Raw genomic sequence first — 15825 nt, 5'->3', positions numbered from 1 at the left:
TCGCGTATGCGCAAGACGTGCCGCGCGCGGTTTCCTACACTAGCTGTATTACCTGTCACCCGTAAAAGGAATTGCCATGAACGACCTGACTGTGACACGCCAGACCTTCGACGAAGTCATGGTGCCGGTGTTTGCCCCCGCCGCCTTCGTACCGGATCGCGGTCTCGGCTCGCGCGTGTGGGACACGCAAGGCCGCGACTACATCGACTTCGCCGGCGGCATCGCCGTCACCGCGCTCGGTCATGCGCATCCCGAGCTGCTGAAGGTATTGCATGAGCAGGGCGGCAAGCTGTGGCACATCGGCAATGGCTACACGAACGAGCCGGTGCTGCGCCTCGCGAAGCGCCTCGAAAGCCTCACGTTCGCCGACCGCGCGTTCTTCGCGAATTCGGGCGCCGAGGCGAACGAGGCCGCGCTGAAGCTCGCGCGCCGCGTCGCGTTCGACCGTCACGGCGCGCAGAAAGATGAAATCATTTCGTTCGCGCAGTCGTTCCACGGCCGCACGCTGTTCACCGTCAGCGTCGGTGGCCAGCCGAAGTACTCGGAAGGCTTCGGCCCGGTGCCGGCCGGCATCACGCATCTGCCGTACAACGACATCGAAGCGGCGAAGAAGGCGATCGGCGCGCAGACCTGCGCGGTGATCGTCGAGCCGATCCAGGGCGAGGGCGGCGTGATCCCGGCCGATCCGGCGTTCCTGAAGGCGCTGCGCGAAGCGTGCGACCAGCACAACGCGCTGCTGATTTTCGATGAAGTGCAAACCGGCGTGGGCCGCAGCGGCTTCTTCTACGCGTACGAGGACACCGGCGTGACGCCGGACATCCTGACCACCGCGAAGGCGCTCGGCAACGGCTTCCCGATCGGCGCGATGCTGACCACCAAAGAGCTCGCCGCGCACTTCAAGGTCGGCGTGCACGGCACGACTTACGGCGGCAATCCGCTCGGCTCGGCGATCGCGGAAAAAGTGGTCGAACTCGTCAGCGACCCGAAGCTGCTCGAAGGCGTACGCTCGCGCAGCGAAGTACTGAAGGGGCATCTCGCGAAACTGAACGAGCGCTTCGGGCTATTTACCGAAGTGCGTGGCAAGGGTCTCCTGATCGGCGCCGAACTGAACGACACGTTCCGGGGCCGCGCGAAGGACTTCGTCACCGCGGCCGGCCAGCACGGCGTGATCATGCTGATGGCGGGTCCGGACGTGCTGCGCTTCGTGCCGTCGCTGATCATGCCGCTCGACGACATGGCCGCAGGCTTCGCGCGCCTCGAGACGGCCTTCGGCGAACTCGTCGGCGCGAACGCGCAGGCGGCGTCGCATTGATGTTCAGGCAGTCCCGCACGCCCACGCTGATGCAGCGGATCATGCGTCACATTCAACAGGAACGATGATGCTCTTCGTACGTCCAGGCCGCCTTGCCGATCTCGATGCGCTCGAGCATATGGCGCGCACCGCGCAGCCGGTGCTGCATTCCCTGCCGCACGACCGGCGCGCGCTCGAAGCGCGGGTCGCGTTGTCGGAAGACTCGTTTCGCGCGGAGGTCGATTTTCCGGGCGAGGAGTTTTATCTGTTCGTGCTCGAAGACTCGGAGACCGGCAAGCTGATGGGCACCGCGAGCATCGTCGCGGCGGCCGGGTACGCGGACCCGTTCTACGTGTTTCGCAACGACGCGCTGATTCATGCGTCGCGCGAACTGCATGTGAATCGCAAGATTCACGCGCTGACGATGTCGCACGAGCTGACCGGCAAGAGCCGGCTCGCGGGCTACTACATCGACCCGTCGCTGCGCGGCGACGCGGCCGCGCAACTGATCTCGCGCGCGCGGATGATGTACATCGCCGCGAATCGCAAGCGCTTCACGCCCGAGGTGTTCTCGCTGCTGCTCGGCGTGACGGACGAAAACGGTGTATCGCCGTTCTGGGAAGCGGTGGGGCGCAAGTTTTTCGGCCGCAATTTCGCCGACATCGAAGTCGAATCGGGCGGCCGCAGCCGCACCTTCATCGCCGAAGTGATGCCGACCTATCCCGTGTATGTGCCGCTGTTGCCCGAAGCGGCGCAGCGCGTGCTCGGCGAGCCGGACGCGAACGCGCTGCTCGCGTATGAGATTCATCTCGAGGAAGGCTTCGAGACCGATCGCTACGTCGATATCTTCGACGCGGGTCCGGTACTGACCGCGCAGGTGGATCGCAGTGTGAGCGTCAAGCACAACGAAACGCGCGTCGTGCGCGAGGCATCTGCGACGCACGGCGCAACGTACCTGATCGCGCACAACGGCGCCGCCGGCGAGTTCCGTTGCGTGCTCGGCGATCTCGCGCCCGGCAAGGAGTCGGGCGCCGGGTTGTCCCAGGCGGCGCGCGCCGCGCTCGGCGTACGGGAAGGCGATGCGGTGCGCTGCGTACCGCTGCATCAGCCGCAGGATGAACAATCGGGAGAAGCGCAATGATCGTCGTTCGCGTAGTACAACGAGGCGATGTGGATGCGCTGATGCGGCTCGCGCAGGAAACCGGGCCGGGCCTGACCACCTTCAAACCGGATCGCGATGCGCTCGCGGCGCGTGTCGAGCGCGCGCGCCGCACGATGGAAGATCAGGCCGCGCCGCACGAGGCCGGTTATTTCTTCGTGATGGAAGACACCGCGACCGGCGACGTGGCCGGCGTCTGCGGTATCGAAACGGCGGTGGGTCTGCAGCAGCCGTTCTACAACTATCGCGTGAGCACGGTCGTGCACGCGAGCCAGGATCTCGGCATCTGGACGCGCATGCACGCGCTGAACATCTCGCACGACCTCACCGGTTATGCGGAAGTGTGCTCGCTGTTCCTGAGCCCGCGTTATCGCACGAGCGGCGTCGGCGGCTTGCTGTCGCGCTCGCGCTTCATGTTTCTCGCGCAGTTTCGCGAGCGTTTTCCGCAGCGTCTGTGCGCGGAGCTGCGCGGCCATTTCGACGAGCAGGGCACGTCGCCGTTCTGGCGCGCGGTCGGCTCGCATTTTTACCAGATCGATTTCAACGCGGCCGACTATTTGAGCTCGCACGGCCGCAAGGCGTTTCTCGCCGAGCTGATGCCGCGCTATCCGGTGTACGTCGAACTTTTGCCGGAAGAGGCGCAGCGCTGCGTCGGCCTCACGCATAACGACACGATTCCCGCGCGCCGCATGCTCGAAGCCGAAGGGCTGCGCTATGAGAATCACGTCGATATTTTCGACGCGGGTCCGGTGCTCGAATGCCATATCGCCGATTTGCGCACGGTGCGCGAAAGCGTGCTGGTGGCGGCTGAAATTGGCGAGGCAGCAGAGCAAGCCGCGCAGGACGGGCCGAAGTCGATGGTATCGAATACATCGCTCGGCGATTTTCGCGTAGGCGTCGTGGCGGGCGTGCCGCGCAACGGTGTGTGCCGCCTGAGCGCGGCCGAGGCCGACGCGCTGCGCGTGCAGGCAGGCGATCCGCTGCGGGTGCTGCCGTTGAAACACAAACAAGGATGATCATGAGCGAGCTTTTCATCGACGGCGAATGGGCCGCCGGCACAGGACCCGTATTCGCATCACGCAATCCCGGCACGGGCGTGGTGGTGTGGCAAGGCAACAGCGCGTCGGCGGACGACGTCGATCGCGCGGTACGTAGCGCGCGCCGCGCGTTCGCCGCATGGTCGGCGCTGACGCTCGACGAGCGCTGCGCGGTGGTGCGCCGCTTCGCCGCGCTCGTGACAGAGCGCAAGGAAGCGCTCGCCGAAGCGATCGGCCGCGAGACCGGCAAGCCGCTGTGGGAAGCGCGCACCGAAGCGGCCTCGATGGCCGCGAAGGTCGAGATCTCGATTCAGTCCTACAGCGAACGCACCGGCGAAAAGCGCTCGGCGATGGCCGACGGCACCGCGGTGCTGCGGCATCGTCCGCATGGCGTGGTGGCGGTGTTCGGGCCGTACAACTTCCCGGGCCATCTGCCGAACGGGCATATCGTGCCCGCGCTGATCGCCGGTAATGCGGTCGTGTTCAAGCCGTCCGAACTCGCGCCCGGCGTCGCGGCGCTGACCGTGCAGATCTGGCGCGACGCGGGGCTGCCTGCCGGCGTGCTGAATCTCGTACAGGGTGAGAAGGACACCGGCATCGCGCTCGCGAATCACCGGCAGATCGACGGACTGTTCTTCACCGGTAGTTCGGATACCGGAACATTGCTGCACAAACAGTTCGGCGGACGGCCGGAGATCGTGCTCGCGCTCGAAATGGGCGGCAACAATCCGCTCGTGATCGGCCCGGTCGCGGACCTCGACGCCGCCGTGCACCACACGATTCAATCGGCGTTTCTGTCGGCGGGGCAGCGCTGCACGTGCGCGCGCCGCATCTTCGTGCCCGACGATGCGTTCGGCGAGCGCTTCCTCGCGCGCCTGACGGAAGTGACCGCGCGCATCGGCGTCGGTGAATACAACGCGAAGCCGCAGCCGTTCATGGGCGCCGTGGTGTCGGCGCGCGCGGCCTCGCGTTTGATCGGCGCGCAGGAGCGTCTGCTCGCGAGCGGCGCGAAGGCTCTGCTGAAAATGGAGCAGCGCGATCCGCAGCTCGGCTTCGTCACGCCCGCGATTCTCGACGTGACCGACGTAAAGGACCTGCCCGACGAGGAGCACTTCGGTCCGCTCGCGCAGATCATCCGCTACCGCAATTTCGACGACGCGCTCGAACGGGCGAACGATACCGAGTTCGGTCTCTCGGCGGGCCTGCTCGCCGACGACGAAGCGCTGTGGGCGCATTTCCAGCGCACGATTCGCGCGGGCATCGTCAACTGGAACCGGCCGACCAATGGCGCTTCTTCAGGAGCGCCGTTCGGCGGGCCGGGCCGCTCCGGCAATCATCGGCCGAGCGCGTACTATGCGGCCGACTACTGCGCATACCCAATGGCCTCGGTCGAGAGCGCGCAACTGACCATGCCCGCGAGCGTCTCGCCGGGCCTCCAATTCTAAGGATCGACGATGCTGCAAGCCACTGAAGCCAATTTCGACGGCCTGGTCGGCCCGACTCACAACTACGCGGGCTTGTCGTTCGGCAACGTCGCGTCGCAGAACAACGAGAAGTCGGTCGCGAATCCGAAGGCCGCCGCGCGCCAGGGTCTGCGCAAGATGAAGCAGCTGGCGGACCTCGGCTTTCATCAGGGCGTGCTGCCGCCGCAGGAGCGTCCGTCGATGCGTCTGTTGCGCGAGCTCGGTTTTTCCGGCGACGATGCTTCGGTGATCGCGCGCGTCGCGAACAACGCGCCCGAACTGCTCGCGGCGGCGAGTTCGGCCTCGGCGATGTGGACCGCGAACGCGGCGACGGTGAGCCCATCCGCGGATACGCACGACGGCCGCGTGCATTTCACGCCGGCCAATCTGTGCAGCAAGCTGCATCGCGCGATCGAACATGAGTCGACACGCCGCACGCTGCGCGCGATGTTCAGCGACGCCGACCGCTTCGTCGTGCACGAGGCGCTGCCCGGCACGCCCGCGCTCGGCGACGAGGGCGCGGCGAATCACACGCGCTTTTGCGAGCAATACAAGGCGCGCGGTGTCGAATTCTTCGTGTATGGCCGCAGCGAGTATCGTCGCGGGCCGGAACCGAAGCGCTATCCGGCGCGCCAGACGTTCGAGGCGAGCCGCGCGGTCGCGCATCGTCATGGCTTGCAGGAAGCGGCGACCGTGTACGCGCAGCAGAACCCCGAAGTGATCGACGCGGGCGTGTTCCATAACGACGTGATCGCGGTCGGCAATCGCAACACGCTGTTCTGCCATCAGCTCGCGTTCGTCGAGCAGCAGGCGGTGTACGACGAGCTGCGCGCGAAGCTCGCGAGCCTGCACGCGGGGTTCAACGTAATCGAAGTGCCCGACGCCCAGGTCAGCGTCGCCGACGCGGTGACGTCGTATCTGTTCAACAGCCAGCTGCTGACTCGGCCCGATGGCAAGCAGGTGCTGGTCGTGCCGCAGGAATGCCGCGAAAATCCGCGCGTGGCCGCGTATCTGGATGAGCTGACTGCGCACAGCGGTCCGATCGACGAAGTGCTCGTGTTCGATCTGCGCGAGAGCATGAAGAACGGTGGCGGCCCCGCATGTCTGAGGCTGCGCGTCGTACTCGACGACACCGAACGCGCGGCGGTCGCGCCGGGTGTGTGGCTCGACGACACGCTGTTCGGCCGTCTCGATGCGTGGATCGAAAAGCACTACCGCGATCGTCTCGCACCCGCCGATCTGACCGATCCGAAGCTGCTGGTCGAGTCGCGCACTGCGCTCGATGAGCTGACGCAAATCCTCGCTCTGGGTTCGCTGTATGACTTCCAGCGCTGAGCACCCGATGGCGGTCCCGAGCGCGATGCTCGACGATTTTCTCGCGTGGACGCTCGCGGGGTCCCGGCCTGCCGCGCATCAAGCGCAAGGCACGTGTGCGAACGGCGTGCGCTGGACGTGGCAGGGCGACGGTGTGCTCGTCATCGAGCCCGCGGAGCAGCACGCGGACATCCGTAGCGTGCTCGTGTCGGCCGGCGTGCATGGCGACGAAACCGCGCCGATCGAACTGCTGTCGCGCATCGTCGCCGATATCGCGCAGGGCCGCGCCGTGCTTGCCTGCCGGTTGCTCGTGATTCTCGGCAACATCGAGGCGATGCGCGACGGCGGCCGCTATCGCGACGACGATCTGAACCGGCTGTTCAGCGGCCGTCATCTGCAACTGCCGCACAGTCATGAGGCGCCGCGCGCGGCCGCGCTCGAACAGGCCGCGACGCGCTTTTTCGCCGACGCGTCCGCCGCGCCCGGCGCGCGCTGGCATATCGACATGCATACGGCGATCCGCGCGTCGGTGTTCGAGCGCTTCGCGCTGTTGCCGCATACCGGCAAGCCGTTTTCGCGCGCGATGTTCGAATGGCTCGGCGACGCGCGTATCAGCGCGGTGCTGCTGCACACGACGAAGGGCAACACCTATTCGCACTTCACCGCGCAAGCGTGTGGCGCTGCTGCGTGCACGCTCGAACTCGGCAAGGTGCGGCCGTTCGGCGAGAACGACCTGACACGCTTCGAGGGCGCGGATCTCGCGGTGCGCGCGCTGCTGGCCGGCACGCGCGTGGGTTCGCGAGCCAACACGCAAGCCGACGCGCAAGCCGCTCTGCCGCGTGTGTTCACCGTCGTCGATCAGCTGACCAAGCAAAGCGACGCATTCGAGCTGCTGCTCGCGCCGGACGTGCCGAACTTCACGCCGCTCATCAAGGGCAGCTTGCTGGCGCGCGACGGCGACTATCAATACACGGTGCAGCGCGACGAAGAGCGCATCGTGTTTCCGAACCCGACGGTCAAGCCCGGCCTGCGCGCCGGTCTGCTCGTCGTCGACACCACCGCCGACACACTGTCCAGGCTTGTCTAGACAGGTTCCATGTACAATCGCCGGCTTCGCGGCTGTCGCATCCACGGGTCACGCCGGCCGCGCGAGTCCGAAGCGCGGCGGCGTAATCCGCCTGTGCGCGCCGAATCGGCTCCGTTTCAGTCCACACCGTAAAGGAACATCCGTAATGAAGAAGAATTGGCCCAACCTGGCCGCACTCGCGCTGGTCGCGACGGCGGTGTTGACGGCAGGCACCGCGTCGGCGGCTGAGATCAAGGAAGTGCGCTTCGGCGTCGAGGCGTCGTATGCGCCCTTCGAATCGAAATCGCCCGCTGGCGAGTTGCAGGGCTTCGACATCGACGTCGGCAATGCCGTGTGCGCGAAGCTGAAGGCCAAATGCGTGTGGGTCGAGAACTCGTTCGACGGCCTGATCCCGGCGCTCGAAGCGCGCAAGTTCAGCGCGATCAACTCGGACATGACGATCACCGACCAGCGTCGCCAGGCGATCGACTTCACCGATCCGATCTACACGATCCCGAACCAGATGATCGCGAAGAAGGGCAGCGCTCTGCAGCCGACGCCCGCATCGCTGAAGGGCAAGCACGTCGGCGTGCTGCAGGGCACGATCCAGGAAACCTATGCGAAGGCGCGCTGGGCGCCGGCCGGGGTCGACGTCGTGCCCTATCAGACGCAGGACCAGATCTACGCGGACCTCGCGTCGGGCCGTCTCGATGCGTCGTTCCAGGACGCCGAAGCGGCATCGAAGGGCTTTCTGAAGAAGCCGCAGGGCGCGGGCTTCGAGTTCGCCGGTCCGGCCGTCAGCGACGACAAGCTGCTCGGCGCGGGTGTCGGCTACGGCGTGCGCAAGAACGACAAGGCACTGAAGGATGCGCTGAACGGCGCGTTGAAGGAGCTGAAGGCGGATGGCACGATCGACCGCCTCGCCGCCAAATACTTCGACGTGAAAGTCGTGCTGAAGTAGCGATGCATCGAAGTGTGCAAAACGGCCGCGCGTTGCGGCCGTTTTGCTTTCTGCACGCGTGTCGCAAACGTTCAGCAAATATTTCGAGATATTGCCTCGTAAGCCTGTTCGTGCCCAATGACGCTGCGATAAAATTGCGACGCACACTGCCGCGCGCGACGGAGCTTGCAACGTCATAGAAACGCGCCAACGTGCAGCGAAAAACAGAACATAGCGGCTAGGCGCCAGCGGCGCCGAGCGGGGGACTGGAATGACCACCATCGCAATCGAGACTCTGAGCCACAGCGGCACGACCGACGACGCGTCGCTCACCGCCAGCTACGCAAGGCAGCCCATTCTGAATCGGGACGGCATGCTGTGCGGCTATGAGATCAAGGTGCGTGCGCCCGAGCTGCCGCTTGCCGACGCGGACCTCACCGCCCCGCAAGCCAATACCGATCTCCCGCCCGAAACCGACGCGTTGCCGGGCCGCGCGCCCACGCCGGTGCAACGCGTCGCGCGTGCGATCGTGCGCGGGCTCGTGCAGGGCGACGTGCGCGGCGCGCTGACCGGCCATCCGGCCTACGTCGACGTGAGCCGCGAGCTGCTGCTCGACGACGCGATCCTGAGACTGCCCGCCGAGCGCTTCATGCTCGAGCTGCCTTCATCGCTCGAAGTCGACGACGCGTTGATCGCGCGTGTCGTGTATCTGCATGGCCGCCGCTACCGCTTCGCGCTCGACGACGTCACGCAGCCCAACGAGACTTTCGCGAAGCTGCTGCCGTACGCCGAAGTCGTCAAGATCGACGTCACGCGCACACCGCGCGCGCTGCTGCCGAAGCTCGCGAGCGTGCTGAAGTCGGCTGGCAAGCTGCTGCTCGCATCAGGTGTCGATGCGCAGGCCGACTTCGAAACGTTGCACGAGCTCGGCTTCGACCGCTTCCAGGGTTATTACTTCGCGCGCGCGCAAAGCTCGGCGACGCGCCGAGTCAGCGCGCCGCGCCACGCGCTGCTCAATCTGCTGCAACTGCTCGCGGGCGACCCGACGGTCGCGCAGCTCGAAGCCGAGCTGAAGCTGAACCCGGTGCTCGTCATGCATCTGATGAAGCTCGCGAATTCGAGCGGCCTCGCGGTCGGTCACAAGGTGACGACGCTGCGCGACGCGATCAACGCGACCGGCACCGACCGCATCGCGCGCTGGACGCAGCTGCTGCTCTACGCAGACGGCCGCAAGGTCGCGCTGGAGGACGATCCGCTGCTGCAACTCGCGGCCACGCGCGCGCGCTTCATGGAACTCGCGATCGAGCGCATGCCCGAGGCGGGCCGCGACGAAGCCGATGCGGCCTTCCTGACCGGTGTGTTTTCGTTCGTCGATGCGGTGTTCGGCGGCTCGCTCGAAAATACGCTGAACATCCTTACGCTGTCGCGACCGATCCAGGCCGCGATCCTGCATCGCGAGGGCAGGCTGGGTCTGCTGTTGAGCGCGGTCGAAGCGCTCGAAGGCGGCGCATGGGAGCGCGTCGCCACGCTATGCGAGCGTCTTGCTCCGTTGACCGTGGAAGAGGTCGCGCAGATGGGTCTCGCGGCCGGCGCATGGGCCGGCGTCGCGGATCGCAGCGCGGAAGGGCTCGAGCGGATCGAGGATTGAGTGGGGTAAAAGCCCCACACGGTGCCCGGATAAAATCGTTTGCGGGCAAACACGGAAAGGATCGAAGTGAAGCGGCGTGATCAACGATCACGCCAGGTCTTCACATCGTCTCCATTTCCCGCATCTGCCCCTGGCCGAAAAAACGTCCTAACTCCCGTGCCAGTTCGTTGAGCACGCTCATCTCCTTCTGCGAGATGCGGCGCGCCTCCTGCGTATGCGACCAGTCGCCGTAGAGCAGCGCGACGGTCTGATCGGTTTCGTCGACGATCGGCAGCAGCACGAACGCGCGCGCGTCGTCGAACGAGCGCCGGAACCACTCGGGCAGCCGCGCGACCATCTTCGGATCGCGCGCATTCTCGATGAAGATGCCCACCGAGTTCGCGATCGCGAGATGAAATACGTCGGGTTCGAACGCGGTGCTGAACGAGAGCCGCGGCAGCGCCGCGTCGATCTTCGGCCCGAAGCCGAGACGCGCCTTGAACGTGCCGCTGCTGTGCTTGACGTACACCACGGTGCGCGAGAAGCCGAGCGCCGCGAGCACGGTCTCGGCGGCCATCGCGAGCGTCGGTGCGAGCGGGCTGCCCTCGGGCAGGTCGCGCAGATCCTTCACCCCGATCTCGATGCGCGCCTCGGGTGTGAGCGCCTCGCGCGCGATCGCATCGGCATTCGCGCGTAACTCGACGATCTCGCGCATCACGCTGTCGCCGCCATCCTCACGCGATAGCGCGACGCTCATCTGCAGCAGCACCTCGGGGTCGGTGTTCAGCGCGCCGCTGTACTCGTGCGCAAGCTCGCCGATGCGTGCCTCGCGCTCCCCCTCGGGCATGTTCTGCTGGGTGAGCACGTCGGCGACCGCGGTCGAGTAATTGGTGATCGCGCGCAGCCACTGCACCTGGCGCGGTTGGGTCACATCCTCCGGATCGAACTCACCCATGCCCGAGCGGATCGTGTCAGGCAGGCGCCAGCGCACCGCGGCTTCGGCGCCGATTTCATCGAACGTCACGCCGAGCACGAGCACGCACGCATCGGTTTCGAGTGCGCCGCCGTCGATATGGCGGCGAATCTGGTCCCATTCGGCGTCGAGATAGAACACGACCAGCAGCTTGCCGATCTGCCGCATCAGCGTGCAGACCACCGCTTCCTCACCGGCGCGCAGGTCGCCGCGCTCGGTCAGCTTGCGCGCGACGCAGCCCGACAGCAGCGTGCGGTTCAGTTCGAGTTTCGCGTCGATGCGGCGCGGCGCGCTTTGATGAAAGTGATCGACGATCTTCAGACCGACGACCAGATGGCCGACCGCATCCATGCCGAGCACCATCAGCGCGCGCGACACGGTCGTGATGTTGCCGCCGAACGCCATGTACATCGCCGAGTTCGCGAGGCGCAGCACCTTCTGGGTGAGCGCGAAGTCCGACAGCACCACTTGCACGAGGCCGGTGAAGTCGAGGTCGTCGTTGGTCACTGCCGCCATGGTGGTGCGCAGCGATTGCGACAGCATAGGGAAATCGCCGCGCTCGCTCATTCGCGTCCAGAGCCGGTCGAGCACTGCCGCCTTTACCATGTGAGTCCCGCAAAAGCCATACGTGTTCCAGTGAATGCCATGCCGGTCGTGAGCCGGCTTGTTGCGCTGCCTGGGCGTCGTGTCTGCATCGCCCGTTACGCGCCGTGCAACTGAAGCTCGCGCGATTCGAAGCGCTGCGCGAGTTCCTCGGACGGCAGCGCCTTGCAAACGAGCCAGCCCTGAATGTGATCGCAGCCCATCTCGGTGAGCAACGCGCGTTGCGCTTCCGTTTCGACGCCCTCGGCTACCAGTTCGAGGTCGAGCGTCTGCGCAAGGCCGACGACAGCGCTAACGATTGCCTGATCGTTTCGCGAGGTTAGCAGATTCTCGACGAAACTCCGGTCGATCTTCAGCTTCGCGAGCGGAAAACGCTGCAGGTACGCGAGGCTCGAATAGCCGGTGCCGAAGTCGTCGACGGCGAAGCGGATGCCCATCGCGGTCAGCTCTTCGAGCAAGCCTTTCGCGTGCGCCGGATCGTGCATCAGCAGACTTTCGGTGATCTCGAAGACGAGGCGGCGCGGATCGATGCCGGTCAGCTCGATCGCCTCGCGCACCGAGTCCTTGAAGCGCGGATCGCGAAACTGCTGCGGCGACACGTTGACGGCCACGTACTGCAGCGAGATGCCCTTCGCGTCCCACTGGATCAGTTGCATGCACGCGACCTTCAGCACCCAGTTGCCGAGAAAGTTGATGAGCCCGATCGACTCCGCGAGCGGAATGAACATCGACGGCGGCACGAGGCCATGCACCGGATGCGTCCAGCGAATCAACGCCTCGACACCGACCACGCCCCGCGTGCGGCTGCTCGTGATCGGCTGGAAGTGTAGCGAAAACTCGCCGTTGCGTACGCCGTCGTAGAGGTCGGCCTCGAGCTTGAGGCGCTCGGCGTCGGCCGGGTTGTCGTCGGGTACGTAGAACGCCAGCGTGTTGCCGCCCGCGGCCTTCGCCTGCAACAGCGCGTGGTCGGCCCAGCGCAGCAGGTGCGTGTCGTGGCCGCCGGTGTCGTTGGCGTGGCGCACGTCCGGGTACAGCGCGATGCCGATGCTGGCCGACAGGTGCACCTGCTGACCCTTGAACACGTACGGCTGCTGGATCGCGGTCAACAGACGCCGCGCCAGCGCTTCGGCGGCCGCCGCCGCGTCGGTGCGGCTCGCGGCAGGCTTCACGAGGATCGCGAACTCGTCGCTGGCGACGCGCGCGATCGTTTCATTCGGGCTCGTCATGTTCAACAGGCGCCGCGACGTGTCGCGCAGCATCTCGTCGCCGGCGTCGTAGCCGAGTGCGCGATTCACGCGCTGATAGTCGTCGAGATCGAGCAGCAAGAGCGCGACCGGCGTGCCGTGCGCGTCGGCCTTCTGTTGCGCGTCGAGCAACGCGTGCAGCAAGCCCGACTGGTTCGGCAGGCTGGTCAGCCGGTCCAGATGCAGCGCCTGGGTCAGGCGCTCTTCGGTGGCGCGCCACGACGACACGTCGAAGCCGGCGATCGCGTAGCCGTCGACGCCGTCGTGGCTGCTGCGCACGACCCGCAGCTCGACCGTGATCGGATAGGTCAGCGACTTGACGAGCCCGAGCGTCGCTTTCTCGACGTTGCCCGAGGCCGCCGCGAGCTTGAGCAGCGCGTCGAGGCGCGGCACGTCGGCGGGCGCGACCAGATCGTGCAGCGTCGCGGTTTTCAGGTATTCGCGGTGATAGCCGATGAAGCGCAGGCTCGCGTCGGACACGTAGATGAAGCGCAGCGCATCGTCGACGTGCGCGAGCAGATCGACCGCGCCGACCACCTGTTCCAGTGGGGGCGGGCGCTTCGCGCTGCTCGGCTGGTCGTCGTCCTCGCGCCGGCCGAACGCCCACAGCCGGTCGATGACCGTGCGCAAGGAGCCCCGGCGGGGCGCGGTGATCGTGTTCGCTTCCATGTTTGTCGCTGGCAACCTGGGTTCGTCCGCAGGCGGGGCTGCTTGTCCGCCGCTCCGGGCGGCCAGGAGATAGCAGGCCGCCCCATCAGAACGAGATAACGACGCATGCGGGGAAATCTTTAGCGGCCCGTGGAGAAAAACATCTGGTAAGGAGAAGCCCGGCGCCGTCGCCGGGACGATTCGGTTAAAGTGACGTCGCTTCGCGGCCGTTAATACGGCGAATCCCCTTTTTTGGCGACGCTGATGACGTCGCGCTGCATAGACTTTCCGAACCTTGCACTGATGATCCATGTCCGAACGCCCCGTCGTCAGGTCCGCCAGAGCCCCACGGCCCGTCCCGCGGGACGTCGAGGTGCGTGATGTCCTCGCCGGCGCGTCGGCCGGCTATCGTGAGCACGGGGGGCTGGACGCTGCCCCGCAGTACGTCTATGTCGGCCGCCAGCCGATTCTCGATCGCGATGGCGCGCTTCACGCCTACGAGCTGCTGTTCCGTGCCGGAACGTACAACTACGCCGAAATCAGCGACGACACGCAGGCCACCGCGCAGGTGGTCGCGCGCACGATCGGCGGAATCGGCGTACCCGCCGTGCTCGGCCAGCATCGCGGCTTCGTCAATATCGATCGCGCGCTGCTCTTTAGCGACATCGTCCATCTGATGCCGCCCGAGCGCTTCGTGCTCGAAATCCTCGAAACCGTGCGCTACGACGCCTCGCTCGCGCGTCGTCTCGGCGAGTTGCGCGGCGCCGGCTTCCAGGTCGCGCTCGACGACGTCCACGATCTGTCCGACGAGCTGAACGCGATGCTGCCGTACGCCGACATCGTCAAGATCGATTTCCTGCAGACGCCGCGCCGCACCGTCGCGAAGCTCGCGTCGACGTTGCGCGGCCACGGCAAGACGCTGCTCGCCGAGAAGGTCGAGACGCGCGAGGACTTCGCGCTCGCCCACGAGCTCGGTTTCGATCTGTTCCAGGGCTACTTCTTCGCGCGGCCGCAGGTGCTGGCCGCGCCGCGCAACCGCTCGCTGCGTCCGGGCCTGCTGCGGCTGCTCGCGCTGCTGTCGCGCGACGCCGGCATCGTCGAGCTCGAGGCGGAGCTGAAGGTCAACCCGGGCGTGGTCGTGCAACTGCTGCGGCTCGTCAATTCGAGTGCATTCGGCCTCGGGCGCAATATCGCGTCGCTGCGCGAGGCGATCATCGCGACCGGCACGCGGCAGATCGCGCGCTGGGCGCAACTGCTGCTGTACTCGGACACCGGCGAGTTGCCGTGGCGCGCCGATCCGCTCGTGCAACTGGCGGCGACGCGCTCGCGCTTCATGGAACTCGCCGCGAACTGGCTGCGTCCGGCCGACGGCGAATTCGCCGACGCCGCGTTCATGACCGGGATTTTTTCGCTCGTGCACATCGTGCTCGACAGCACGCCGGACGCGGTGCTCGAGAAACTCGGCCTCGCGCCGCAGATTCGCGACGCGATCGTCGCGCGCAAGGGCGAGCTGGGCGCGCTGCTGCTGATCGCCGAGGTCGCGGGCGAGGGCGGCGACGCGGCGCCGGTCGCGACGGCGGCGGGCTTCCACGCGCTGACGCCCGACGTGCTGTCGGAGCTGAACCTGTCGGCGGCGGCGTGGTTCGGCGCGCACGTGGCGGAATTGGGCGTTTGATACGTCGAGTTCGCGCGCCGCACCCTTTCGATTCGCTTGTGATCCGGGCGACGACCCACGCCGCGTGCGCATCCGTGGTCCAATAGTAAGTTCAGCGAAGGCCTGTGACGTCGGCCGAAGCTGTCTCCGATGGACCCGATCAATTGCGTGCGCTCACGCGTGGAGGAGCAGATGAAGACAAAACCCATACCGGCGGTACTGGCCGCCGTCATGGCGTTCGGATTCGCAATGCATTCGCCGCTCGCCTCGGCAACCCTGAAGCCCGGCGATACGGCGCCGACGTTTACCGCCGAGGCCTCGCTCGGCGGCAAGACCTACGCGTATTCGCTCGCCGACGAACTGAAGAAGGGCCCGGTCGTGCTGTACTTCTATCCGGCCGCGTTCACGAAGGGCTGCACGATCGAGGCGCACGAGTTCGCCGATGCGGTCGACCAATACAAGAAGTACGGCGCGACGGTGATCGGCGTGTCGCACGACAACATCGATACGCTGACGAAGTTTTCGGTCAGCGAATGCCGCAGCAAATTCCCGGTCGCGGCCGACGCCGACGCGAAGGTGATCAATGCGTACGACGCGGCCATGCCGTTGAAGGCCGGCATGGCGAATCGCGTGTCGTACGTGATCTCGCCCGACGGCAAGATCATCTACGAGTACACGAGCCTGTCGCCCGACAAGCATGTCGAGAACACGCTGAACGCGCTCAAGGAGTGGTCGGCCGCGCATAAGGGGCAGTGAGGCGCAGTGAGGGGCCGAACGCGCCGTCGCGTTTGCCGACGTTAGCCGAC

The 15825-nt window shown here is 66.2% G+C and carries 12 protein-coding genes; 10 read left to right on the top strand and 2 right to left on the bottom strand.

Annotation, left to right across the window (positions count from 1 at the left end):
- Positions 1-76: 76 nt before the first annotated feature.
- From HDG34_RS21300 to HDG34_RS21265, 8 genes are all read left to right on the top strand, one after another.
- Positions 77-1312, top strand: coding sequence for an aspartate aminotransferase family protein (locus HDG34_RS21300; RefSeq protein WP_184062054.1), 1236 nt, complete (start codon positions 77-79; stop codon positions 1310-1312).
- Between the two features lie 67 nt (positions 1313-1379).
- Positions 1380-2432 carry an arginine/ornithine succinyltransferase subunit alpha gene (gene aruF / locus HDG34_RS21295; protein WP_184062167.1) on the top strand — a complete coding sequence of 351 codons (1053 nt, stop codon included), beginning with the start codon at positions 1380-1382 and terminating at the stop codon, positions 2430-2432.
- A complete protein-coding gene (gene astA / locus HDG34_RS21290; RefSeq protein WP_184008656.1) occupies positions 2429-3466 on the top strand; it encodes an arginine N-succinyltransferase in 1038 nt (345 codons plus the stop codon). Before aruF ends, astA begins: the two co-directional genes overlap by 4 nt.
- Positions 3467-3468: 2 nt before the next feature.
- Entirely contained in the window at positions 3469-4932 is a 1464-nt protein-coding gene (gene astD / locus HDG34_RS21285; RefSeq protein WP_184062053.1) for a succinylglutamate-semialdehyde dehydrogenase, read from the top strand.
- Positions 4933-4944: 12 nt separating this feature from the next.
- Entirely contained in the window at positions 4945-6285 is a 1341-nt protein-coding gene (gene astB / locus HDG34_RS21280; protein ID WP_184062166.1) for an N-succinylarginine dihydrolase, read from the top strand.
- The gene (astE, locus tag HDG34_RS21275; RefSeq protein ID WP_184062052.1) at positions 6269-7351 is read left to right on the top strand and encodes a succinylglutamate desuccinylase; all 1083 of its coding nucleotides are present in this window, start codon (positions 6269-6271) and stop codon (positions 7349-7351) included. Before astB ends, astE begins: the two co-directional genes overlap by 17 nt.
- A 145-nt stretch (positions 7352-7496) precedes the next feature.
- Entirely contained in the window at positions 7497-8291 is a 795-nt protein-coding gene (locus HDG34_RS21270; protein WP_090804009.1) for an ABC transporter substrate-binding protein, read from the top strand.
- 250 nt (positions 8292-8541) lie between these two features.
- Positions 8542-9918 (top strand): EAL and HDOD domain-containing protein, encoded by a 1377-nt coding sequence (locus HDG34_RS21265; protein WP_090804011.1) that lies wholly within the window; start codon positions 8542-8544, stop codon positions 9916-9918.
- Between the two features lie 100 nt (positions 9919-10018).
- Here the strand turns inward: HDG34_RS21265 and HDG34_RS21260 are convergent, their stop codons facing one another.
- A complete protein-coding gene (locus HDG34_RS21260; RefSeq protein WP_184062051.1) occupies positions 10019-11476 on the bottom strand; it encodes an HDOD domain-containing protein in 1458 nt (485 codons plus the stop codon).
- Positions 11477-11571: 95 nt separating this feature from the next.
- Complete coding sequence (locus tag HDG34_RS21255) at positions 11572-13263, bottom strand: putative bifunctional diguanylate cyclase/phosphodiesterase (protein WP_409259504.1); 1692 nt, start codon at positions 13261-13263, stop codon at positions 11572-11574.
- A 475-nt stretch (positions 13264-13738) separates the two neighbouring features.
- Here HDG34_RS21255 and HDG34_RS21250 point away from each other — a divergent pair, with 475 nt between their 5' ends.
- Both HDG34_RS21250 and HDG34_RS21245 read left to right on the top strand, forming a co-directional pair.
- Entirely contained in the window at positions 13739-15040 is a 1302-nt protein-coding gene (locus HDG34_RS21250) for an EAL domain-containing protein (protein WP_184062049.1), read from the top strand.
- A gap of 171 nt (positions 15041-15211) precedes the next feature.
- A complete protein-coding gene (locus HDG34_RS21245) occupies positions 15212-15775 on the top strand; it encodes a peroxiredoxin (protein ID WP_184062048.1) in 564 nt (187 codons plus the stop codon).
- The last annotated feature ends 50 nt before the right edge of the window (positions 15776-15825 follow it).

The sequence above is a fragment of the Paraburkholderia sp. HC6.4b genome, assembly GCF_014200875.1.
Taxonomy (GTDB): domain Bacteria; phylum Pseudomonadota; class Gammaproteobacteria; order Burkholderiales; family Burkholderiaceae; genus Paraburkholderia; species Paraburkholderia tuberum.
This window is presented reverse-complemented; position numbering and strand designations above follow the sequence as displayed.

Excerpts from the sequence above, each read along its gene's own strand:
- HDG34_RS21300 (WP_184062054.1), top strand. The coding sequence starts at position 77 with ATGAACGACCTGACTGTGACACGCCAGACCTTCGACGAAGTCATGGTG.
- aruF (WP_184062167.1), top strand. The coding sequence starts at position 1,380 with ATGCTCTTCGTACGTCCAGGCCGCCTTGCCGATCTCGATGCGCTCGAG.
- astA (WP_184008656.1), top strand. The coding sequence starts at position 2,429 with ATGATCGTCGTTCGCGTAGTACAACGAGGCGATGTGGATGCGCTGATG.
- astD (WP_184062053.1), top strand. The coding sequence starts at position 3,469 with ATGAGCGAGCTTTTCATCGACGGCGAATGGGCCGCCGGCACAGGACCC.
- astE (WP_184062052.1), top strand. The coding sequence starts at position 6,269 with ATGACTTCCAGCGCTGAGCACCCGATGGCGGTCCCGAGCGCGATGCTC.
- HDG34_RS21270 (WP_090804009.1), top strand. The coding sequence starts at position 7,497 with ATGAAGAAGAATTGGCCCAACCTGGCCGCACTCGCGCTGGTCGCGACG.
- HDG34_RS21265 (WP_090804011.1), top strand. The coding sequence starts at position 8,542 with ATGACCACCATCGCAATCGAGACTCTGAGCCACAGCGGCACGACCGAC.
- HDG34_RS21260 (WP_184062051.1), bottom strand. The coding sequence starts at position 11,476 with ATGGTAAAGGCGGCAGTGCTCGACCGGCTCTGGACGCGAATGAGCGAG.
- HDG34_RS21245 (WP_184062048.1), top strand. The coding sequence starts at position 15,212 with ATGAAGACAAAACCCATACCGGCGGTACTGGCCGCCGTCATGGCGTTC.